The 23,337-nt window shown below is 38.5% G+C and carries 25 protein-coding genes and 1 tRNA gene; 25 read left to right on the top strand and 1 reads right to left on the bottom strand.

All coding sequences use genetic code 11. The features are described from left to right. Positions 1–203: 203 nt before the first annotated feature. From comGA to ACUW85_RS00880, 24 genes are all read left to right on the top strand, one after another. A complete protein-coding gene (comGA, locus tag ACUW85_RS00995; protein WP_259345327.1) occupies positions 204–1,223 on the top strand; it encodes a competence type IV pilus ATPase ComGA in 1,020 nt (339 codons plus the stop codon). Further along, positions 1,162–2,241, top strand: a complete 1,080-nt coding sequence (gene comGB / locus ACUW85_RS00990; RefSeq protein ID WP_182022966.1) for a competence type IV pilus assembly protein ComGB — start codon at positions 1,162–1,164, stop codon at positions 2,239–2,241. The genes comGA and comGB overlap by 62 nt, the downstream gene beginning before the upstream one ends. A 12-nt stretch (positions 2,242–2,253) precedes the next feature. Then, positions 2,254–2,571, top strand: a complete 318-nt coding sequence (gene comGC, locus ACUW85_RS00985) for a competence type IV pilus major pilin ComGC (RefSeq protein WP_034258210.1) — start codon at positions 2,254–2,256, stop codon at positions 2,569–2,571. A gap of 39 nt (positions 2,572–2,610) precedes the next feature. Further along, positions 2,611–3,060, top strand: a complete 450-nt coding sequence (locus tag ACUW85_RS00980) for a prepilin-type N-terminal cleavage/methylation domain-containing protein (RefSeq protein WP_048727553.1) — start codon at positions 2,611–2,613, stop codon at positions 3,058–3,060. Further along, positions 3,026–3,346, top strand: a complete 321-nt coding sequence (locus ACUW85_RS00975; protein ID WP_048727550.1) for a hypothetical protein — start codon at positions 3,026–3,028, stop codon at positions 3,344–3,346. Before ACUW85_RS00980 ends, ACUW85_RS00975 begins: the two co-directional genes overlap by 35 nt. An 88-nt stretch (positions 3,347–3,434) precedes the next feature. After that, the gene (locus ACUW85_RS00970; protein ID WP_259345328.1) at positions 3,435–3,842 is read left to right on the top strand and encodes a hypothetical protein; all 408 of its coding nucleotides are present in this window, start codon (positions 3,435–3,437) and stop codon (positions 3,840–3,842) included. 2 nt (positions 3,843–3,844) lie between these two features. Further along, a complete protein-coding gene (locus ACUW85_RS00965; RefSeq protein ID WP_048727544.1) occupies positions 3,845–4,468 on the top strand; it encodes a hypothetical protein in 624 nt (207 codons plus the stop codon). A gap of 158 nt (positions 4,469–4,626) precedes the next feature. Then, positions 4,627–5,706 (top strand): M24 family metallopeptidase, encoded by a 1,080-nt coding sequence (locus ACUW85_RS00960; RefSeq protein ID WP_107069892.1) that lies wholly within the window; start codon positions 4,627–4,629, stop codon positions 5,704–5,706. Positions 5,707–5,804: 98 nt separating this feature from the next. Then, entirely contained in the window at positions 5,805–6,365 is a 561-nt protein-coding gene (gene efp, locus ACUW85_RS00955; protein ID WP_016897019.1) for an elongation factor P, read from the top strand. A 23-nt stretch (positions 6,366–6,388) separates the two neighbouring features. After that, positions 6,389–6,763, top strand: a complete 375-nt coding sequence (locus ACUW85_RS00950; RefSeq protein WP_026466155.1) for an Asp23/Gls24 family envelope stress response protein — start codon at positions 6,389–6,391, stop codon at positions 6,761–6,763. 21 nt (positions 6,764–6,784) lie between these two features. Then, positions 6,785–7,426, top strand: a complete 642-nt coding sequence (gene nusB / locus ACUW85_RS00945; RefSeq protein WP_016897021.1) for a transcription antitermination factor NusB — start codon at positions 6,785–6,787, stop codon at positions 7,424–7,426. Positions 7,427–7,586: 160 nt separating this feature from the next. Further along, positions 7,587–8,438: a bifunctional 5,10-methylenetetrahydrofolate dehydrogenase/5,10-methenyltetrahydrofolate cyclohydrolase gene (locus ACUW85_RS00940; protein ID WP_048727538.1), complete on the top strand. Its 852-nt coding sequence runs from the start codon at positions 7,587–7,589 to the stop codon at positions 8,436–8,438. Then, the gene (gene xseA / locus ACUW85_RS00935) at positions 8,431–9,792 is read left to right on the top strand and encodes an exodeoxyribonuclease VII large subunit (protein WP_182022967.1); all 1,362 of its coding nucleotides are present in this window, start codon (positions 8,431–8,433) and stop codon (positions 9,790–9,792) included. Before ACUW85_RS00940 ends, xseA begins: the two co-directional genes overlap by 8 nt. Next, on the top strand, positions 9,793–10,038 hold the full coding sequence (locus ACUW85_RS00930) for an exodeoxyribonuclease VII small subunit (protein WP_026466152.1): 246 nt from the start codon (positions 9,793–9,795) through the stop codon (positions 10,036–10,038). Continuing rightward, the gene (locus ACUW85_RS00925; RefSeq protein WP_182022968.1) at positions 10,038–10,931 is read left to right on the top strand and encodes a polyprenyl synthetase family protein; all 894 of its coding nucleotides are present in this window, start codon (positions 10,038–10,040) and stop codon (positions 10,929–10,931) included. The genes ACUW85_RS00930 and ACUW85_RS00925 overlap by 1 nt, the downstream gene beginning before the upstream one ends. 20 nt (positions 10,932–10,951) lie before the next feature. Continuing rightward, the gene (locus ACUW85_RS00920; protein WP_182022969.1) at positions 10,952–11,767 is read left to right on the top strand and encodes a TlyA family RNA methyltransferase; all 816 of its coding nucleotides are present in this window, start codon (positions 10,952–10,954) and stop codon (positions 11,765–11,767) included. A 38-nt stretch (positions 11,768–11,805) separates the two neighbouring features. Then, entirely contained in the window at positions 11,806–13,500 is a 1,695-nt protein-coding gene (gene recN, locus ACUW85_RS00915; protein WP_182022970.1) for a DNA repair protein RecN, read from the top strand. Between the two features lie 19 nt (positions 13,501–13,519). Next, positions 13,520–14,470, top strand: coding sequence for a tRNA (adenosine(37)-N6)-dimethylallyltransferase MiaA (miaA, locus tag ACUW85_RS00910; RefSeq protein ID WP_016897028.1), 951 nt, complete (start codon positions 13,520–13,522; stop codon positions 14,468–14,470). Positions 14,471–14,499: 29 nt separating this feature from the next. Then, positions 14,500–15,732 carry a GTPase HflX gene (hflX, locus tag ACUW85_RS00905; RefSeq protein ID WP_182022971.1) on the top strand — a complete coding sequence of 411 codons (1,233 nt, stop codon included), beginning with the start codon at positions 14,500–14,502 and terminating at the stop codon, positions 15,730–15,732. A gap of 69 nt (positions 15,733–15,801) precedes the next feature. Then, positions 15,802–15,875: transfer RNA gene (locus ACUW85_RS00900), tRNA-Arg, on the top strand. A gap of 629 nt (positions 15,876–16,504) precedes the next feature. Continuing rightward, entirely contained in the window at positions 16,505–17,233 is a 729-nt protein-coding gene (locus ACUW85_RS00895; RefSeq protein ID WP_182022972.1) for a hypothetical protein, read from the top strand. A 172-nt stretch (positions 17,234–17,405) separates the two neighbouring features. After that, the gene (locus ACUW85_RS00890; protein WP_149314567.1) at positions 17,406–18,386 is read left to right on the top strand and encodes a YihY/virulence factor BrkB family protein; all 981 of its coding nucleotides are present in this window, start codon (positions 17,406–17,408) and stop codon (positions 18,384–18,386) included. A 14-nt stretch (positions 18,387–18,400) separates the two neighbouring features. Further along, positions 18,401–19,690, top strand: coding sequence for an FtsW/RodA/SpoVE family cell cycle protein (locus tag ACUW85_RS00885; protein ID WP_165696132.1), 1,290 nt, complete (start codon positions 18,401–18,403; stop codon positions 19,688–19,690). Between the two features lie 28 nt (positions 19,691–19,718). Next, on the top strand, positions 19,719–20,078 hold the full coding sequence (locus tag ACUW85_RS00880) for a glycine cleavage system protein H (protein WP_149255714.1): 360 nt from the start codon (positions 19,719–19,721) through the stop codon (positions 20,076–20,078). An 84-nt stretch (positions 20,079–20,162) separates the two neighbouring features. Here ACUW85_RS00880 and ACUW85_RS00875 read toward each other — a convergent pair whose 3' ends face one another. After that, a complete protein-coding gene (locus tag ACUW85_RS00875) occupies positions 20,163–20,699 on the bottom strand; it encodes a TetR/AcrR family transcriptional regulator (RefSeq protein WP_182022973.1) in 537 nt (178 codons plus the stop codon). A 161-nt stretch (positions 20,700–20,860) separates the two neighbouring features. Between ACUW85_RS00875 and ACUW85_RS00870 the strand changes: the two genes are divergently transcribed. Further along, positions 20,861–23,197 (top strand): ABC transporter ATP-binding protein/permease, encoded by a 2,337-nt coding sequence (locus tag ACUW85_RS00870; protein WP_182022974.1) that lies wholly within the window; start codon positions 20,861–20,863, stop codon positions 23,195–23,197. Positions 23,198–23,337 lie beyond the last annotated feature (140 nt).

Raw genomic sequence — 23,337 nt, 5'->3', positions numbered from 1 at the left:
AGTGCCAATTTAGCGGCCTAACTTAAAGTATATCATTTCAGAAAATTTTCAAAATTAAAACGGGGGCTTATCATGCAAAAGTGCGCAAAATTTTGAGATGCGCTTTTTTTTGCATATTATTTTCATTTCGTAAGCGATTTTATAAGAATTCTTCGTATAAATTATATGACCTGAAAATAAATGGAGGTGATAGGTTGAAAGAAATGATAGACAAGATGATTTCGATGGCGATATTAAAACGGTCCGATGATATCCACATTCTCCCAGAAGGACAGCAGTATCATATTTTTCTAAGAGACGGATACCAATTGATATTGCAGGAAACCCTTGAATTTGAAAAAGGGAGTCAGTTGATTCGGTTATTAAAGTATATGGCTAATATGGATGTAGGTGAGAAACGTATGCCCCAAGATGGTGCTATTGTCTATGACCTGGGAGACGACAAAATCGAATTACGATTATCGTCAATCTCTAATTATCTCATGCATGAATCATTAGTCATCCGTGTTTTCCATGACAAGGTGACCAGTGATTTTAAAGCCAATCACTTGAATCAAGCAGCTTATGACACCCTGAACAAATATATGAAGCGCAAAAGTGGTTTGATAATATTTTCAGGCCCAGTTTCTTCAGGGAAAACAACGACCATTTACCAACTGTTAAGGAATGCCTATCAAGAAAAAGCCAGTCAAATTATTACAATAGAAGAGCCCATTGAAATTAAAGAGCCTACTTTCTTACAAACAGAAGTCAATGAAAAGGCGGATATTACTTATGACCGTTTGCTGACCGCTAGTTTGCGTCACCATCCGGATATTATTCTAATTGGCGAAATCAGAAGTGAAGAAACAGCGAAAATGGTGATTCGCGCATCACTGACTGGTCATCTAGTTTTAGCTACCGTTCATGCTAAAAATACTTTTGGTGTAATTGGACGCTTAAAAGAATTAGGCATCACAAACGAACAATTGGTCCAGACCTTACTATTAGTCGTTGCCCAAAGGTTGGTGCCTCGTGTCCCTGATCCAGAAATTGTTGCGACTGAGAAATTAGCCTTATTTGAGTTACTACAGGGTGACCAGCTGAGTAGTTTCATTTTAAATCAAAGCTATCCAAATGATTTTAAATCACTAAATCGACTATTAAAGGAGGCTTATGATCATGGCTACATCACCCAGTCCAGCATGGAAGAATATCAACTGGAAACAATTAGCGAAAACTGAAATTACTAGCACTTGGCAACCGCAATTACAGGCGACTGTACTTTTATACATCGCAGAAATGCTTCAAGAAGGGTTTCCTATGCTTGAAATATTTTCTTTTTTAAAGACTATTTTTCCTAAGCAAGAAGTGACTTTTGGCAAAATGGCGACCGGTTTCTCAGCTGGTCAGTATTTTTATCAAGTTATACATGAAATGAAAATTAAGGGTAATGTAGCTTATCAAATTCAAGTGGCAGAAGCTTATGGCAATTTTGGTTTAGGGCTAGAAACGATTGCTAAGTACATTCAAGAACGTGATCAACAGATGCAAAAGCTAAAAGGGGTAATGCTTTATCCAATTGCTTTAATTGTGTTGATGATTGGCATGTTATTTGGCTTGCGCATATTTCTTTTGCCACAATTAGCTTCTATGTCAGTGGGTGAGGGACAGGGATTACTGAGCTATTTATTGATTTTCTTGCAAAAGCTGCATTGGATAATGATAGGGTTCTCAATTTTGTTGTTAGTTATACTCATCATCTATCTTATATGGAAGAAGCGGACTAACCCATTAGTAAGGGCAAGGTTATATGTCAAATTACCAGTGGTTGGAAAATTATTTAGATTATATTACACCCAGTTTTTTGCTTACGAATTTAGCCAACTATTTAAAATAGGTTATTCAGTACGGCAAATCACTGAGTCGTTAATTAAACAAGATGAAGTTGCATTCTTACAAGCTTTCGGTGAGTACTTAGACGAAAGATATTATCAAGGAGTGTCATTTGCAGATAGTTTAACAGCTGCCGGTGTGTTCACCCGTGAATTTCCAGCGATAGTTATTCAGGGGGAATTATTAAATCAATTGGCGATTAAGACAAGGTTATATAGTCAGAGGGTTCTAAGACTTTTGTATCAAACGATTGATCGACAGATAAAAATAGCCCAATCCATTTTGTTTTTGAGTGTCGCAATCTGTGTGGTCATGGTCTACTTAATTTTAATGTTACCAATGTTAACTATGCTAGAAACAATCTAAGGAGGAATTATCATGAAAAAAGTATTGGTTAAGTTCATTCAAAAGGGTCGTAGAAAAGAAGGTTTTACGCTTATAGAAATGGTTCTCGTCTTATTTATTGTGGCAGCCTTGTTATTGCTAATTATACCAAACATGTCCAAGCAAACAAAAAATGTAGAAACTAAAACTAACGCTGCTTTAGTCGAAACTGTTGAAACGCAGATGGAATTATATTTACTAGAACATGATGAAGCAAGTGTCACGGCGGAAGTACTAGCAAACGAAGGCTATATCACCACTGATCAATTAGAAAAATATAATGCCATTCCAGCTGGAACTGTTACCCCTTAGGAATTATTAACATCACCATTTTAAGAGGAGTAGATTTTGATGAAAAAACATAAAAAGAAGTCAGGATTTACTCTTCTAGAAATGATACTTGTTTTATTTGCGCTGTCATTATCATTAATACTTGCGGTCCCATATGCAAAAGACGCTATTATCCGCTATGAATCAAAAGTAATGATGCGTAATGTCATGCAACACTTTGAATACGTGCATAAAATGACAATAGTTAGGAAAGGTATTCATTTTGTGACTTTTTCAGGTAATACAGTGGAATTTCGAGCTGATCTATTACGACCTTCACCAGTAGATACGACGTTTGTGTTTCCAAAAGAATCTAAGTTTGTACATTATAAAAGATTTGAATTTTCTACGTCAGGAACTGTTGGGCCACAAACGATAACCTTAAGAACACCAACGAAGGATTATGCAATTGTTTATCAATTTTCTGGAGGGCGTTATGTTATTGAAGAAAAAAAGCCAGTTGATCCATAATTCCAATAGTAAAAAGGGGAAACAAGGGTTTATGTTCATCGAATCTATTATTGGACTGTCTTTAATAGGGGCTATGGTCTACCTCCTTGTCATAAACCAGCAGGTGCAACTTGAAAACCTAAGGCGAAGTGAAAGGGCCTTAAGTCAAAGTCGTGAACAGTTTCATCAATTAAATGCTGTTCAATTTGGGGCAAGTATACATGAAGGGATAGAAATCAATCTGGAAAAAGGCAAATTGGAGGATCAACGGGATGGTCATTTCACAGAATTTAAGATTCAAGAATAAATTAAATAGGCGAAAGTTAAAGCTGACTAAGTTAAATCTAACTATGTCAAATATGATTAATACAAGATCAGGATTTACCTTATTGGAAATGATTTACGGACTATTTTTCTATGCCCTAATTCAAATTACCTTTTTGGCTGTGATGGGAACAGAGATGAATATATATAACAGATATGAAGCAATGGCCTACGATGACTTTGATATCTTCTCCAACCAATTTTTGACAGATCATACACAAACGGAACTAGTTAGATATACTGCAGATACCCTTTCTCTCAAAGAAAATAATAAGGTCGGTATTTACCGGTACTATAAAGATAGCAATGGGAACTCCTGGATTAGATATTCTTTAAACGGAGGATACGAGCCACAAATTCCAAACGCTACAGGTCTCACGATCCAAGAATTAGATCATGGGAACTTCCTGTTTAAAGTGAGGCTATTCGATGGTAAGGATTATAAAATCCTTTTACCTTTAGTAAAGAAGGGTAAATAATAATGAAGAAAAGTGGTTTTGTCTTATTTACCGCATTAATGTATATGTCGATCCTAACCTTCATCTATTTAGTTAACTTAAATATGTACAGTAGCCAAGTTAAAATGAATGAAGAAATTAAAATATCCTATCAAGCACAAATCATGTCTCGCCTGGCGGTGGAGAAAGTGATCGCTGAGAAGGAGAAAGTAGTGACTAGCCAAATAAGTTCAAAGGATCAGCCGTCAGAGCCTTCAGATAGTAAAGAATTGGATACATCCCATTCTAAAGAAGAAAGTGATGTAAAACCTTTGCCGAATGAAAGCAGTGTAATCATAAATAATCCTGATCAAGCTAGTGTTTCAGAGATTCAGCCAGATGCTACCGTTGGATCGAGCAATCAAGAGGATATAGAAAATAACGAAGCAGCTGTTAATTCAGCAACTTCAGATCAAGTAAATGAAGTTGCGGCTGCCACTCAATCGTCAATACCATGGACAGATGGTAATTGGACTATGACCTTTAACCAGGGACATGTGTCAGTTGAATTAAAAAATAAGGTCTTTAGCACGACTGTATTCATTGTAGAAAACGGACGGCAATATAAATATAATAATGTCCCTTATGATCAAAGAACTCGGGAGTAAGTAGCTTTGGGTAATGGGTAAAAAGTGAGCAAGAATGTTGATAAAGAGCACTATGGATAAAGCTAAGTTTCATTGAAGACTGATATATGCTATACTAATTGGGCTATAAAAAGTGACTCTATTTAGAGAGATAGATTAGTCAATATGAGGTGAAAAGTTTGGAAAAGAGAATAAGTGCTTTGCAAGAAAGCATGGCAGCTGAAGGTATTAATGCATACTATGTCACTGACCCATTTAATTTAAGATATATTTCTGGTTTTACTGGCACAAGTGGTACAGCATTAATTACAGCAAATAATGCGTACTTCATCACAGATTTTAGATATCGGGAACAAGCGAAAGCACAGTGTGCTGGCTATGAAATTATCATTGCTGGCGGATCTGCAGCGCATACTAGTCCATTGCGATTCGTTCAATCCGCAGTGGTTAACGAAAATCTAGGTCAACTTGGTTATGAAGAAGAATATATGACAGTTGCTAAATTTGATGAGTTAGAAGATATCGTTTCTGCTCGCTTAATCCCAGCATCTGGAATGATTGAAGCCTTACGTCAAACCAAAGACCAAGAAGAAATTACGACAATTCAACGAGCATGTGAAATTGCAGATGCAGCTTTCGAGCATATCTTAGGCTTTATTCAAGTCGGTATGACTGAAATCCAAGTTGCAAATGAATTAGATTTCTTTATGAGAAGCCAAGGGGCAAGTGGTGTTTCTTTTGAAACAATTGTTGCATCAGGTTATCGTTCTGCAATGCCACATGGCGTGGCCTCTGATAAAGTGATTGAAGCAGGCGATATCGTGACTATGGACTATGGTTGCTACTATAAGGGGTATGTTTCTGACATCACAAGGACTATCGCTGTTGGAGAACCATCAAGCAAGATGAAAGAAATCTATGATGTTGTTTTCCAAGCAAACCAGCTGGTGAATGAGCAAGCGAAAGCTGGCATGACTGGTGAAGAAATGGATGCTATTGCACGTGATTTTATTGCTAGTCATGGTTATGGGGATGACTTTGGACACTCACTTGGACATTCTATTGGTTTAGATATTCATGAGTCACCAAATGCAAGTATGCATAATAAACAACCACTAAAAGAGTACACTGTTATTACAAATGAGCCAGGCATCTACTTAGAGGGTATTGGTGGGGTTCGTATTGAAGATGACATCATTTTGACAGAAGATGGGAATAAAGTCCTTACACATTCTCCACGTCACTTGATTATCGTGTAATTTTACGTAGATGATAGAATGCATCCGTCTTTTTGAGCCAGGATGCATTTTAATGTGTTATAATTTTGGTATGATTAAATTTTTTAGGAGATGTAAATATGATTACAACAAACGATTTTAAAACAGGCTTAACTATTCAAGATAATGGTAACTTATTCCGTGTTGTTGAGTTTCAACATGTTAAACCAGGTAAAGGGTCTGCTTTCGTGCGTTCAAAATTAAAAAACTTACGTACAGGTGCATTATTAGATAAGACTTGGCGTGCAGGTGAAAAAGTAGAAACTGCTCATATCGAAAACCGTGACATGCAATACTTATACGCTGATGGCGATACTCACGTATTCATGGATAACGAAACTTATGAACAAACTGAAATTCCTGCTAACCAAATCCAAGACGAATTAAAATTCATGTTAGAAAACATGGAAGTTAAAATCATCACTTTTGGTGCTGAGGTATTAGGTGTTGAATTGCCTAAGACAGTTGAATTAGTTGTTAAAGAAACAGAACCTGGTATCAAAGGTGATACTGCTTCAGGTGGTTCTAAACCTGCTACTATGGAAACAGGTGTAGTTGTTAACGTACCATTCTTTGTTAACGCTGGTGACAAATTAGTAATCAATACTTCTAACGGTGGAGAGTACATTTCACGCGCGTAATTTGAGATAAGGAGTGAACGACAATGGCTGATAAAATTGAAGCATACAAGCATAATCAAGTGCAAGCTACCGGTGCAATTGAAATTGCTCCTCAAGTAATCGAAAATATTGCCGCAGCGACGGCCTTGCAAAGCAAAGGTGTTCGAGCAATTAAACGTGCTAACAAGACAATTCAAGATGTTTTCCAACGCGATGCCGGAGTAATTCTTTATCAAAATAATCGAAATGAAATGGTATTAGATATGTCTGTAGAATTATATTTTGGGACTGCTGTAATTGCAGTTGCACAAAATATTCAATCACAGGTAATTGACCAAGTGAAGTACATGACAGATATTACGATTGATGTCGTAAACGTACATGTAACAAACTTGTATATGGAAAAAGCAAGTAAATAAATCGTATTAAGGGGAACAAGTATGAAATTAGGGTTATCACAAATTAGAGAACTCGCTGTATTAATATCTTATGAGCAAGAGTTCAATCCACAACTTTCTTTGGAAAGTGCCTTCAATCATATCCTACAAAACCACAAGAAATTGGGTCAAAAGGTGAATTTTGAGGAATTAACTGAAGAAGAATTTATTGAGTATGAAAATCATGCAATCAAGTTGAAAGATAGTATTGAGAATTTTTCAGCTAAAAATCATTTTGATAAATTACCGGATGTTACTGAAGATGTGACTGTTCCCGCTTATTTACGTACATTAGTAGAAGGTGTTAAAGCAAATCGCTTTGAGATTGACCAAATGATCGATAACCATATCCATGGTAATTGGTCAGTGCAACGACTAGAATTAGTGAATCTACAAATTCTACGAGTAGCTGTGTTCGAATTACTATTTACCGATGAAGAAACGGTTCCCCGCGTAGTAGCGGTTAATGAAGCAATTGAATTAGCTAAATTATATTCGGACGACCGTGCACGTAAATTTATTAACGGGATCTTATCAAACGTCCTAGCTGAATTAAAAGCCAACGCGAATGGCGATGTTAAACCAGTAGAAACTGTTGATATTGATACTATTGAAGAGGGCGAAACAGACTTAGACAGTGAATAGTCAGCTGAATAATCGTTTTGTGTGCAAGAGACCGGGACCTGAGTCCCGGTTTTTTAAATGTATATAGGTATAATTTAATTATATTGCCACTACAATACTGTTAATATGGCTCAACTTTCGATATACTTGTTACATTACATTATGGATAAGGTGGGCAATTATGATAGAAATTCGTTCCAAAGAATATGTTAAAGTTCAAACTGAGTTATTGAAACAAAGAGTAAGTGAATTAAAAGATAAAGGCATTCACCCTAAAATAGTCATTATTCTTTGTGGTGATGATGAAGCGAGTGCATCATATGCACGAACTAAAACTAGATTTGCTGACAAAATCGGTGTGGCAAACGAATTAATTTCTTGCCCAAGTAATACAACAACAGAAGAATTGTTGGCGGTTATCCAACAATATAATGAAGATGAAACAGTACAAGGTATCATGATTGAGATGCCTTTACCAAAACAAATTGACGTACAAAAAATTAATATTGCGATTGATCCAGATAAAGATTTAGATGCCATTCACCCAGTACATTTAGGAAACCTATTAGCCGGTAATCAAAGTCGGGTACCGAATACACCACTTTCTGCTATCACCTTGATGGACGAAGTAAATACGACTTTTAGAGGGAAACGCGCTGTTATGATTGGCCGGTCTACAATCGTTGGAAAACCACTAGCAGATTTGATGTTACAACGTGGGGCTACGGTAACGGTTGCCCACAGTCAAACGGAAAATATGGCTGAATTAACGCGGTCTGCTGATATTATTTGTGTTGCCGTTGGTATTCCGAAATTTTTAACAGAAGATATGGTTTCACCAGGTACAACTGTAATTGATATCGGGACTACATATGATGAAAATGGTAAAGTTACTGGTGACGTAGATTTTGAAAATGTCGCTGAGAAAACCCATGCCATTACACCGGTGCCAGGCGGTGTTGGACCAGTCACCAAATTAATGGTATTTAAACAGATGATTGATAGATTAGAGGAAGTGACAGGTATTGTCTGATAAGAATTATTTAACCGTTAGCCAGTTAACGCAATATATTGCAACCAAGTTTGAAAAGGACCCTTATTTACATCAGGTCTACGTAACAGGTGAAGTATCAAATTTTAGAAAACGCGCTAAGCATCAGTATTTCTCCTTAAAGGATGATCATGCAGTATTATCTGGGGTCATGTTTGCCAATGCTTTTAACCAGATGAAATTCGATTTAGAAGACGGAATGAAAGTCTTAGCAATCGGTCGTATCGGTGTTTTTAATGCGACTGGGCGTTACCAGTTGTATATTGACCACCTTGAGCCAGATGGTGTGGGTGCTCTTTACCAACGCTATGAGCAATTAAAGAAACAGTTAACTGAAGAAGGCCTTTTTCATTTTGATCCGAAGCCGATTCCAAGATTTCCAAAAAATATCGCAGTCATTACTTCGCCATCTGGTGCTGTAATTAGAGATATCATTACAACCGTTAAGCGTCGATACCCGATCGTGCAATTGACCCTGTACCCAACCGCAGTCCAAGGCAAGCACGCTGCCGACGAACTGGTGAAGAATTTAGAACGGGTGTCCGCACACGGTGACTATGATACAGTGATTATCGGCCGTGGTGGTGGATCGATTGAAGACTTGTGGCCTTTCAACGAGGAGAAGGTCGTTCGTGCCGTCCGCAAAATGGACATCCCTATTATTTCATCAGTCGGCCATGAAACGGATACAACCCTCGTTGACTTTGCCAGCGATCAAAGAGCAGCCACACCAACAGCTGCTGCAGAACTTGCTACACCGGTATTGTCAGAGGAGTTGATTCGCATTCAAGAATTGCAAGCGCGATTATATCGAGCTCAAGTTAATCGTATACAATATTTAAATCAGCGATTACTTGAATATCAAAATGCTTATATATTCCGCCAACCATTGCGGTTATATGAAGGCCACCAATTAAAATTAAAGAACTTACAGGCACAACTGATTCAGTCGCAAGAAAGCCACTTGAAATCTCAAAAAGTTGCCGTACGGCACTTAGACCAAAGGTTAAACCAATCTTCTCCTGCAATTACATTAGGCAATTACCGTACAAAATTACAATACATGCAGCGCCAATTGATTAATAGCCAAAGCCAACAGGTAAGGTCTAAGGAATATCAATTGCAAAATGCGATGTCACAACTGGATCTTTTATCACCCCTAAAAAGGATGAGCAAAGGTTTTGCTTATGTGACAAGTAAACAAGAACCAGTAGATTCCATTACAAAAGTGAATATTGGTGATCCACTAGCCATTCAATTAGCAGATGGCCGTATTACCGCGCAAATTACTGGAACAGACAAGAAACAATTTTCTAAATTAAAAGGAGAATCATAAATGGCTATCGATACCTCAAAATTATCGTTTGAAGAAGCGTTAGAAAAACTAGAAGCAATTGTCAATCAATTACAATCTGGCGATATCAAATTAGAAGAATCAATGGACGCTTTTCAAGACGGCATGATTCTAAGCAAATATTGCAGCCAAACTTTAGAAAACGCTGAAGAAACAATGACAAAATTGATGACAGAAAGTGGTCAATTAGAAGCATTTGAAGAACCAACGAGTCAAGGTGACCAATAATGGATGCAACTTTTTTTATGGAAAACCAATTGCTAGCCTTAGACGAAGCTATTCTGAAGTCTGTTGACCAATTCGGTCACGCCCAGCCTGGTCAATTGAAAGAATCAATGGTTTATTCATTAAATACAGGTGGCAAACGCATTCGACCAATGTTATTGTTGGCTACTTTAAAAGCGCTGAACGCTGACATTGAAACAGGGTTAAATACAGCTATTGCCTTAGAGTATATCCATACGTATTCTTTAATTCACGATGACCTACCAGCAATGGACAATGATGATTACCGCCGGGGTAAACCGACTAACCATAAAGCCTTTGATGAAGCGACAGCTATTCTTGCTGGCGACTCGTTGCTAACGGATGCATTTGCCTTAATTGCAACTGACTCAAAAATCGAAAATACAGAAACAAAATTAAAATTAATTGCGGAATTGTCAAAGGCAGCCGGTTCTACCGGTATGATTGCCGGGCAAATCATGGATGTTGAGTCAGAAGGCAAGCAAATTAATTTGCATTCACTACAAAATATCCATAAGCGCAAAACTGGTGAATTGATCCGCTATGCTATATTTGCAGGGGGCCAAATCGCTGAGGCTTCGAGTGAAGTTGTTGCCTTATTAGATGACTTCGCTTGGACATATGGGATTGCTTACCAAATCCAAAATGACTTACAAGAAGTGATGTGGACGGATCAAGCGCGAGGTAAATTGAACCATTCAGATGCAGATCTAGATAAAAATACTTACCCGTCAATAATGGGTACTAATGGTGCCTTGACGGCATTATCTGATAAAATAGAATCATGTAAAAGTATATTAAATCAAATTCAGGCAATTCAACCAGCATTTGACGTAGAGTTATTAGCTGGCTTCTTGAAATACTTAAAAATTTAATTGAAAAAAGGGGTGAATTAATGGAGAAAGAAAGAGCGGATATTTTAGTTGTTCGCCAAGGATTAGCGGATTCGCGTGAAAAGGCCAAACGATTTATTATGGCGGGACAAATTTACACTGAAAAGGCCTTACGGGTGGATAAACCGGGTGAAAAGTTACCGGTAACGACTCAATTGACTTTAAAAGGGGAAGATGTGCCATATGTATCTCGTGGGGGCTTTAAATTAGTTAAAGCCATGGAGTCTTTTGATATCGACTTTACCGAGAAGAAAGTGCTAGATATTGGCTCATCAACTGGTGGATTTACAGATGTTGCCTTACAAAATGGAGCCAGCATGTCTTACGCCCTAGACGTTGGAACCAATCAGCTTGACTGGAAACTACGTTCTGATGACCGAGTTGTGGTGATGGAACAAACAAATTTCCGTTATTCAAAGCCTGAAAACTTTGTAGCCGGACAACCAGATATCGCAACAATTGACGTATCCTTCATTTCATTAGATTTGATATTACCGCCTTTACGCCCTATTCTTAAAAGCAACGGACAAGTGGCTGCTTTAGTGAAACCACAGTTTGAAGCCGGTAAAGATAAAGTCGGTAAAAAAGGGATCGTTCGAGATAAGAAAGTCCACAGAGACGTGATTGAACATACTATGCAAACCGCAATTGGACTTGGTTACGATGTTTCAGGTTTAACCTATTCACCGATTACTGGTGGTACTGGGAATATTGAGTTTTTAATGCTACTAACGAATACAGAAGGTGAGCCTGGCCAAATTGATCCCGCAATAGATATTGATGCGGTCATCGAAGAGGCACATTCAGTATTTCATTAACGAGGGTATCTATAGGGTTAGATAAGGGGAGAGAGTAAATGCTTCAGCATCTTACAATTAAAAATTTTGCAATTATAGAAGATTTAACAATTGATTTTGATACAGGCATGACTGTCCTAACTGGTGAAACAGGTGCCGGGAAGTCCATTATTATCGATGCTGTTGGCTTGTTAGTCGGTGGTCGTGGATCAACAGACTTCATTCGCTATGGTAGCGATAAATTTGACCTTCGAGGGATCTTTTACATGCCTGATTTATCTGAAGAAGGTCGCAATATGTTGGCTGATAATGACATTCCTTTCGATGATGCCCAATTAATGATTGTCCGCCAGTTAGATATCAATGGTAAAAATACAATCAAAGTTAATGGTGTATCCATGACTGTTAGCATGCTCAAAGCTTTAGGTACGCACGTTGTAGATATCCATGGGCAAAATGAGCACCAGTCTTTAATGAATACAAGCAATCATATTCATTTGCTAGACCATTTTGCTAAGCATGAAATTGCTCCTAAACTAGCTAGCTACCAAGAAGCTTATGTAACTTATCAAACTGAGAAAAAACAATTAGATAGTCAAAATCTAAACGAGCAAGAAGCTGCCCAACGCGTTGATTTATTAAAATTCCAAATCAATGAAATTGAATCGGCGAATTTACAAGTGGGTGAGGACCAAGCTTTAATTAGTGAACGTGATCAATTACAAAACTTTCAAAAAATTGCTGATGCCTTAGGTGCCAGCAATAATTTGCTGTCTAATGCTGATTTGAATATTATCGATTTAGTCGGTCAGGTTATTGGTGAACTTGAAACCATACGTGACTTTGACACGACCTATAGTGATTTCTATGAACAAACAACGGGAACTTATTATGCCTTACAGGATTTGGCCTCAAGTATTTCAGACCAGGTAGATCAACTGCATTATGATCCGAATCGTTTGGATGACATTATTGAACGATTAGCTGTATATAAGAATCTGACTCGTAAATATGGGGACGATACTGAAGCCGTTCTAATCTATCTGGATAAGGCGAAGGAAGAGTTGAAGCAAATTGAAAACCGTGAGTCGAATCAACAAAAATTAAAGGATACAGTAAAAAAAGCGCAAGCAAATGCATTAGCATTAGCAGAAGATTTATCTAAGAGTAGAAAATCTGCAACAGCAGGTTTAGTGACGGCCATTGAAGGACAGATGCAGGCGCTCTATATGGAGAAAGCCAAGTTCCGCGTGGATATGTTAACCCTGGATGAATTAGGACCCTATGGGATTGATGATGTCGCCTTTATGATCGCCACTAACCTTGGTGAGCCATTTAAGCCGCTTGTTAAGGTCGCATCAGGCGGGGAGTTATCTCGATTGATGTTAGCAATGAAAACTATTTTCCAAAATGCATCTGGGGTAACAGCAATTATCTTTGATGAGGTGGATACGGGGGTATCTGGACGTGTGGCTCAGGCTATTGCAACCAAAATGTTTGAAATTGCCCTTAAGGCTCAGGTATTATGTATCACGCATTTACCGCAAGTAGCCTCGATGGCAGACCACCAATTGTTCATCTCTAAAGATGAAAACAGCAACCGTACCTACACAAATGTACGATTACTAACAAATGAAGAACGGATAGACGAAGTCGCAAGAATGCTGACGGGTTCTAATATTACAGCAGTTGCAAAGCAAGCAGCGGCTGAACAAATTGAAGAGGACCGACAATTTAAAGCGAACCTTCGCTAATACTAGGAGGAGTGGGTGGATGAAGCCTAAGATGATAGTGATTGCTGGGCCTACGGGTGTAGGGAAGACCAGTTTATCTTTAAAATTAGCCAAAGCATTTAATGGCGAAATTATTAACGGTGATTCCATGCAAATCTACCAAAATTTAAATATTGGAACGGCGACCCCGACTGAAAGTGAGCAAGGTGTGGCAGTGCATCATTTAGTTTCCTATGTTAGAGTGGATGAAGAATATTCAGTTTCCCGCTTTAAAGAGGATGCTAAGTCGGCTATGGAGGCTATTTTGGCAAAAGGAAAAGTCCCTATATTAGTTGGGGGAACGGGTTTATACCTAGAATCCTTTATATATGACTTATCCTTGGGTGGTAAAGATTTGGAACATCCTGAATTCCGTGCGCAAATGGAAACGTTAGCGCAAATGGAAGGGAATGAAGCAGTCTACCGGAAATTGGTTGACTTAGACCCTAAAGCAGCAGACCAAATTCATCCCAATAATTTACGTAGAGTCATTCGGGCTTTAGAAGTTGGGACTTTTTCGGACCGGTTATTTTCAGACCAATCGGAAACGCATGCAAATCATGTGTCGCCTTATGATTTGTTGATTATCGCTTTAAATACGGACCGACAAGTCTTATACGAAAGAATCAATATGCGGGTCGATGATATGGTCAACCAAGGGCTTATTGAAGAAACGAAATGGTTGATGGCGCAAAACTTAGCTGAGGATCAACAATCAATGAAAGCTATCGGCTATAAGGAATTATTCCCTTATATTCGAGGTGAAATGCCACTTGAATTAGCGCTAGAAGATTTAAAGCAAAATTCAAGACGGTATGCCAAACGACAAATAACATGGATCAGAAATCGATTAACAGATGCGCATTGGCTAGATTTAGTGACGCATCCTGAGAATTTGCAGCAGGTATTAAAGCTAGTAGAAGATTTTTTGAATGCGACTAGTTTGCCTTAATTTAGATTTTCGGTTCAGAAGGAGGAAGTATGCAAAAAGTTTTATTAGCAGCAGTTCAGACACCTGACACCAGTGACCGACAATTTGATATGCAAATTGAAGAGTTAGAGGAGTTAGTGAATACGGCAGGGGGAGAAGTGGTTGGGCTCGTTTCACAAAAACGGGAAAGATTTGACGCCAGAACCCTAATTGGTAAGGGGAAAGTAGAAGAATTGGCCATGCATGCAGATGCAAATGAAGCTGATTTAATTATTTTCTATCAGCAATTAACACCGTCACAAAATAACAACCTACAACAAGCAGTAGATTTCCCAGTGATCGACCGAATTCAATTAATTTTGGATATTTTCGCTATGCGGGCAACTTCAAAAGAAGGTAAATTACAGGTTGCCTTAGCACAGAACGAATACCTATTACCGCGTTTAGCAGGTAATTATAATGCCCTATCTAGACTTGGTGGGGGGATTGGGACGAGAGGTCCTGGTGAAACGAAAATTGAGCAAGACCGTCGGGTTCTTCGTAACGAGATTCAACGCATCAAGGGTGAGTTGAAAGAAGTAGAGAAGCACCGTAGTCGGACTCGTGAGAACCGGGAAAAGGGCGCTATTTTTCAATTGGGCTTAATTGGCTATACCAATGCCGGCAAGTCAACAATTACAAACGTCTTGACCCAAGCGGATACCTTGGAAGAAAATCAATTATTTGCTACCTTAACACCTTTAACACGGGTATTTTCACTCAATAATCATTTCCAAATGTCCATAACGGATACGGTAGGATTTATTCAAGATTTACCACCACAAATTATCGACTCATTCCATTCAACATTGGAAGAAAGTCGTCAGGTGGATTTGATGTTGATTGTAATTGATGCGTCATCGCCGTATGCAAGCGAGCAGGAAGCAGTCGTTCTAGATACCTTGAAACAATTAGACATGTTGGATATCCCGCATTTATTCGTTTATAACAAAATGGATAAAGTGGCAAACACCCACCAAGCAATCTTGGCCTTTAATCAGCCAAACGTGCAGATTAGTGCCAAGTCTGAAGAAAGCATTGGAGATCTGTTGGCTGCCATCGTCAACGAATTGAAAGACCAATATGACGAAGTTGAGATCGCTGTTTCACCGAGTCAAATCGGTAATTGGATGGGACTGCAGGACCATACTTATTTTGAAAAGATGGAATTTGACGAAGTGTCTCAGCAATATGAAGTGCATTTATTTAAACCCAAATATTTACAATTGCCTAAGTCTGAGTAAAATGTACTTGACAGGCATTGCTATCTTGGTATAAAATTTAATAGTTGTCATCTAAACATGACGGCTTTTGTTAGGATAGCTCAGCTGGATAGAGCAACGGTCTTCTAAACCGTAGGTCGTGGGTTCGAATCCCACTCTTAACACTATATAAAAACCCTCACTACTTAGATAGTGAGGTTTTTTTTGTTTCAGCATATTTATTTAGCTTGATCGCAATGCCTAGCTTCATATTTTCGATTGGTAGTGCCCTTGTTTAAATCTTGAAATAGTTTGTTGGGGTCTACCAGTGTCTTTTGCAATTTTATTTCTATTTTCAGTTTCTAATAACTCTTTGATTATTTTTAAGTTTGCTATATTTTGAAAATGAAAATGGCACGATACAAAGTAACATTTTGCTAGTTAGTATAGAATAAAATGGGCTGAGACACACGGATAAATAGGGCACTGTACCATTTTTCGGACTTTTTTATGGGCTCTTTTTTTCGTGAAATTATAAAAGTTACCTAAAAATACACCTATTTTCAGAATTCTCAACCAATCCTACAGTCCAATATCAGATCTAGCTTTAAGATCTTTATTTATTTTCCTAGTCTCATCAATATGGCTATGCAGGGTGGTTTGCTTTAATAAAAGTGTACTGGCAGGCCAAATTTTACTAGAGTGTAATCTTCTATACATGAAATAGTTAACGTTTTGTAAAGATACGACATTTAAGGCTTGCAATTTGATTTGTTATGATAAAATAGTTATAAGATAAATGGGAGGTAGGACCATGAAAAAAGTATATTCATTTTTAGGTATTTCTTTATTAGCTTTATCATTAGCGGCTTGTGACAATGTCGATTCTGCATTGGGTATGTATTCAGATGAAACGTCGTCAAGTGAAGAGAGTGCATCTTCTTCAATATCGTCTGAGAGTGCTTCTTTAAATGTGGTAGAATCTGACAGTACATCTTCAAGTAATGTGTCTGCGGATGCTGATTCAGATGCATCAAGCGAAGATACTACAGCGTCAAGTGATGAAACAACACAATCTTCGGAAGAAGTTGTGGCGGATTCATCGGTAGCGAGTGAAGCTGCAACTGCGCAAGCGATGACGACTGAAGAGATTGAATCTTCTATCATTGCAGCAGAAGCTGAAAAAACTTCACCGTCTTCAGAAGTAGTACCATCTAGCGAAGTGGAAGATCAAGGGACTTACGCAAGTTCTAGTCAACCAGAAGGTAACCAAGGGGCTTTCGATAATACACGTGCGCGTGAATTATTGGCTGAAGCAGCACCTTTAATTTCTGCACATTCTCAAGGTGCATACCAATCTGACGAATATTTCTTCTTACCAACATTGGTAAATGAAGATTTAGCACAAGTAGATGTTTACCGTCAATCTCCTGATGGACAAGGACATACAAACCTGATTGCAACTTACCGTTATGATGCTTATTCAGGCACTTTAATGGTGATGGATGTTGTGAGTGGTACTTGGCAAAATACGGGACAATAGAATCGCTTAGTGCATACAAATAAATTTAAGGCTGGTGATTTTAATTAATGCTAAAGGGTATATAGCATTCGATTTCAACCACCAGTTTTTTATTTGCTTTAAATCAGGAAGAAAACTTGTTAAATACCCCTAAATTAAGTAGTATTAAGAGTAAAGAAGTGAGGTGGCAAGAGTGAAAGAAAAATTGAAAGATCGTATTATTCCAATGACCTTAGCCTCGGTTAATCAGGCCAATATCGCTGGCAGTGCTGCAGAAATGTCTTATTACTTTCTACTATCTCTGTTTCCACTATTAATGATGATTGCCAATATAATTCCGATGTTACCGTTTGATCCGGATTCAGTTGTTGGACTACTTGAAACGTTATTGCCTGACCAGGTGGAGCCTATTATTGTGCCTACTTTGGAGTCTTACCTAACATCAGACACTACAGGTGCGCTTTCAGTTTCCTTCATATTAATTCTATGGTCAGGGTCTACTGCTTTTGGAACAGTGCAAAATATTTTAAACCGAACTTACGGCATCACAGACAAGCCAAACTTTATAGTTTCTAGGCTATTTTCATTTGCCATTGCCTTTGTATTAGTCTTGTTTGCGGTAGCTTTGAGTGTTCTCTTCGTATTTGGGCAGACACTTTTAGAAGCGGTAAATCAATTTATAGACGTGCCAATGCAATTGTTTGATATTTTTACCAGTGTAAAATGGCCAATTCTATTGCTTGTTTTGATTATGGTATTTACTTTTATCTACCAATTCATCCCGCATCACAAGTATCCGATTAAGTTCGCGGTACCAGGAGCGATTGTAGCAACACTGCTTTCAGCTGTTCTGTCGGGTGGATTTTCATTTTATGTGAATAATTTTGGTGGTTCGTCAGTTTCTAACGGGACTATTGGGGTATTCATTGTATTAATGATCTACCTTTGGTTAACATCTATCGTGTTGATTGTAGGTGCCATGATTAACCATATTATTTACCGTTTAAACAATGTGGAAGAGTTTATCGATTCGAGTCCAAATTACCATACAACAACATCTGCGAGTTTCCCTTTTATGGATAAAAAGACGATCGCATTAGGTACATTAAAGCGTCAACCAGGAGACATCATTATTGCAGATAATCCTGCGCGACCACAAGGAAATAGAGATTAAAGGGGCGCATTATTTTGGAAAAACGTTCGTCAAATCGGCGATTAAAGAAGAAACCAACGAGTAGAGTTGATATCACTATCGTCATATGCGTCATGTTGTTAGCTTTAGTGAGTATCGTGACTATTTTTTCAACGACATATTTACAATATGATTCAGGTTCTTATTCCCAAACTATTATGCAAATAGCTTGGTTTGCGGTCGGGGCCGTAGCAGCAGCTGTTGTGATGCAGCTTGACCGGGAAACCTTGTATCACTTTGCGCCGGTAGCATACGGATTAGGGCTAGTTTTACTCGTATTAGTATTGATTTTCTATGACCGTGAATTGGCCGTGACCAATGGGGCGCATTCATGGATTACCATTGGACCTTTATCCCTTCAACCATCCGAACTAATGAAGGTTGCCTATATCATCATGATGGCTTATTTAGTTCAAGGCTACAATGATGAAGGTCGTCGTCTTGGTGTTGAGGACATGGACATGATGGAACGGGTTAAATTTGATGGTCGATTTTTATTGAAAATTACGTTATGGACCATCCCGCCGGTGGCTTTAATCATTGCGCAGAATGACTTGGGGACAACCCTGGTATTCTTGATGATGTTTATCGGTGTCATATTCGTGTCAGGAATCACTTGGTATATTATTTTGCCGGCATTCCTATCATTTGCGGTTATCGCCTTAGTATTGATCATCTTAGTGGTTTACCAACGCGATTTACTATATGCATTAGGTTTCCAAGACTACCAATTCGCCCGTATCGATTCATGGTTAAACCCTTTCGGTAATTCGGCCAATGAGTCTTACCAATTAGCACAAAGTTTGAAGGCCATCGGTTCTGGGGGCATTCTTGGAAAAGGGCTTGGTCAATTCCAAGTTCACGTCCCAGTTCGAGAGTCGGATATGATTTTCTCTACTATCGGTGAAAACTTTGGTTTCCTAGGGTCAAGTTTTGTCGTCTTATTATACTTCATCTTAATATTCCAAATGATTTCAGTGGCCTTTAGAGCCCACGACGCCTTCTATGCGTCAATGGTTTCAGGGGTAGTCATGATGTTCACCTTCCATATCGTTGAAAATATTGGGATGTCCATCGGGCTTTTACCGCTGACAGGTATTCCATTACCGCTAATTTCGGCGGGTGGTACTGCCTTAATCACTAGTATGTCGAGTATTGGTTTAATACTGTCAATCAAATACAATGAGGGCTTGGACGATGAGCACTTAAGCAAGAATCCGGTTGTGAAAGCTATTCGCTGGGTCAACCGTTTAATCCCACAAAATTTGATTGATAAACTAACCTAATTTTTGAATAATTTTAGAGGTGAATTGCATGCATAAAGTTTATAGTAAAGAGGGCTTGTACCTTGAAGAGCAAGCTGACGGCACAGTTCGTATCGGCCTTTCTGCTTATGGGTCAGATGCAGTCGGTGAGGTTTCTTACTTCGCCTTCTTCAATGATCGTGAGCTAGTTTCGGGTGAGCCATTTTTCTCAGTTGAAGGGTCTAAAGCTGTCACAGACATGCTAGCACCAATCTCAGCAGATATTGTTTCGAAAAATGAATCATTAACGGACCAACCTGAATTGCTGAATGAAGATGACGAAAGCCTTAAATGGTTAGTAGTCGCAAAAAGCAATCAAGCAATCAAGTGGGCTGATTTTTTATCTGAAGATCAACCGATTGAAAACTAAATGAACATAAAAGAACTGGATCTCTTAGCCAAACATGCGGCTTTAAGAGGTCCAGTTTTTTAGTATGCAGTAGTTGCTAAATTGCTACATCAATGAAAAGAAGTAGGCAATTTCTTCAATGGTATATTTCTTATTGTACTCCTCAAATTTAGCCAAGAAATTGATGACGGCAGAGGCCTTCAAATCATTGGCTAATTCATCATATTTACTGGGAATTTCCATTTGTCTCACACCAGTTGGGAAATTTTCTTTAACAGACTTGGTCATTTTATGGACGAAAGAAGGGTCGCCATTTTCACCCAAAAGGATGCCTGACCGGGTTGTTTCTTTGGAAAATTTGTTCAAAATATGAAAAAGTACCTCGTATTTACTTGTTTGAGCGAACAACTCTTCAACTTGACCAATGGCCTCGTTTTCTAAATTTTCGATAATTTCATTTTCGATTTCTTCTACCACGGCGTATTTATCATCAAAATAACGGTAGAAGGATGACCGGTTTAGGCCAGCTTCTTTGACAATATCTTGAATGGTGATGGTGGTGAAGGGTTGGTCTTCTATTAATGTTAGAAGGGATGATTTGATGTTTTCACGCGTTTGTAATGATTTATTGCTTACAGTCATTTGTTCGTCCTTTGCCAATTTTTAGGGTAAAATATACTTGTGCTATTGCAATGTTATCAAACTTTTATAGAATAAGACACTTTGTCCTATTTTGTGCTAGCCATGAAAATGAATATACTATAAGCTATTAAAGCAGTAAAAATAAAAGGAGTCTTATATAAATGCTTGAATTAAAAAATCTCAAGAAAACGTATGAAGTGGGCGATACGGTAACACATGCTTTAAATGATGTATCGATGGCTTTTAGAAAACAAGAATTCGTTGCTATCTTAGGGCCTTCAGGTTCAGGGAAAACGACACTTTTAAATGTGATTGGTGGTTTAGACCAGTATGACTCTGGTGACATGGTGATCAACGGCCAGTCAACTAAAAACTTCAAAGACCTAGATTGGGACGCTTATAGGAATAATTCAATCGGATTCGTTTTCCAGTCATATAATATCATCAGCCATTTAGATGTCTTATCCAACGTGGAATTAGGGATGACTTTATCTGGTGTGGCGAAAGAAGAGAAACGGGAAAAAGCGAAAAACGCCTTGATACGTGTGGGCTTAGAGAAACATATGCACAAGCAACCCAACCAATTATCGGGTGGACAAATGCAACGTGTAGCCATTGCGCGTGCCTTAGCCAATGATCCGGATGTCCTATTATGTGATGAGCCAACAGGGGCTTTGGATTCTGAAACAGGCCAACAAATTATGGGCTTGATTCAAGAACTAGCCAATGAAAAACTCGTGATTATGGTTACCCATGATAGCGAATTAGCCCACCAATACGCCAACCGTATCATCAATTTTAAAGATGGTGAAGTGGTTAACGATTCAAATCCATACGACAACGAGGATGCAGATGCAGTCTTGGATATGCGCCGTACTGGTATGTCTTATTTAACTGCTTTAAACCTATCTTTTAAAAATATCATGACCAAAAAAGGGCGAACCTTTATCACGTCCTTCGCTTCAAGTATTGGGATTATTTCAATTGCGGTTGTCCTATCTCTATCAAACGGTTTTCAAAAGCAAATTGATTCAACACAGGCCGAAACGAGTGCTCAATTCCCGGTAACCATATCACAAGTCGCCCAAGATGCCTCTAATTTCACGCTATCAACTGAAGAAGAAACGGAATACCCAGAGGGCAATACCGTGATTGCCAACGAAGACCCAGCTTCAGCTGGTCAACATGAAAATGACATTACCAGTGATTTAGTTGAGTACGTGAAAGACATCGACCCAGCCCTGACTGAGGCTTTAAACTATACTTATTCTGCCCAGTTGAACCTTTTACGCGATGTAGATGGGGAAGTTGAGCAGGTTGCCTTTTCTAATTACGCTCAAGATTCAGCTACCAGTGACATCCAAAGTTTCTATGCGACATCATCAGGTATGGGAGCTTCCACCTTCCCAGAGGCTACTTCTGGCGATGAGAATGCCTTTTTAACGGAAAACTACGACGTGCTTGCAGGAGAATTACCATCTGAAGAAACGGATATTGTTCTAGTAGTTGACGAATACAACAAGGTCAACTTAAATGCTTTGAATAATCTAGGATTCGACTATGGAAATGGCGACGAAATTACCTTTGAAGACATCATCGGTACCCAAGTAGTGGTCGCTTCAAACGACGCTTACTATCAAGAATTACCAACGGGTACATACATGCCAAACCAAGATTTAAATGCTGTTTACGATAACGAGAACAATCAGACATTACGTGTATCAGCTGTTATCCGGCCAAAAGAAGATGCCACTATGGCGATCTTAACTGAAGGGATCAACTATTCAAACGCTTTGACTGAAACAGTGATTGAAAATAATCAAAATTCAGCTATCGTTCAAGCACAAAATGATAGCGACAGTTCAGTTCTTACAGGCGAAAGTTTAGATGAAGCTGGTAAAGAACAAGTCTTAACTGCACTTGGCGCTAACGCAATCCCGTCATCTATCATGATTTACCCTAAAAACTTTGAAACGAAAGATGACGTTCTTGCCTATTTAGATGCATACAACGAAGGCAAATCTGAAGATGAGAAGATCCTTTATACAGATTTAGCGGGTACCATGACTGAATTAACTGGCGGTATTATGGACGCAACAACTTACGTTCTAGTTGCCTTTGCCGGTATCTCGTTAGTGACTTCGATGATTATGATTGGGATTATCACCTATACATCGGTCCTTGAACGTACTAAAGAAATAGGTGTCCTTAAAGCCTTAGGTGCTCGAAAAAAAGACATCACCCGTGTATTTGACTCTGAGACTTTAATTCTAGGTGTACTTTCTGGCTTAATTGGTGTGGGGACTGCTTACTTATTAACATTCCCAATCAATATGCTGATTGAATCCTTAACAGACCTTAAAAATGTAGCCATTTTAGACCCAGTACATGCCGTTGTCCTATTGATTATTTCAACTGTTTTAACAGTTATTGGTGGTCATATTCCAGCCCGAATGGCAGCGAAAAAAGACGCCGCTGAAGCCTTGCGCGCTGATTAATGTTGTTTGCTTAATCTTAACTAATTGTTAGCAAAACTTCGGTTACTATCTTACAAAAAATAAATACATCACAAGAACCACCTAAAGTAGGGACGCAAAAGCCGTCAACTTTAAGTGGTTTATTTTTAGGTAGGTTGGTT

It is taken from the genome of Aerococcus sp. 150760013-2 (assembly GCF_053627715.1).
This window is presented reverse-complemented; position numbering and strand designations above follow the sequence as displayed.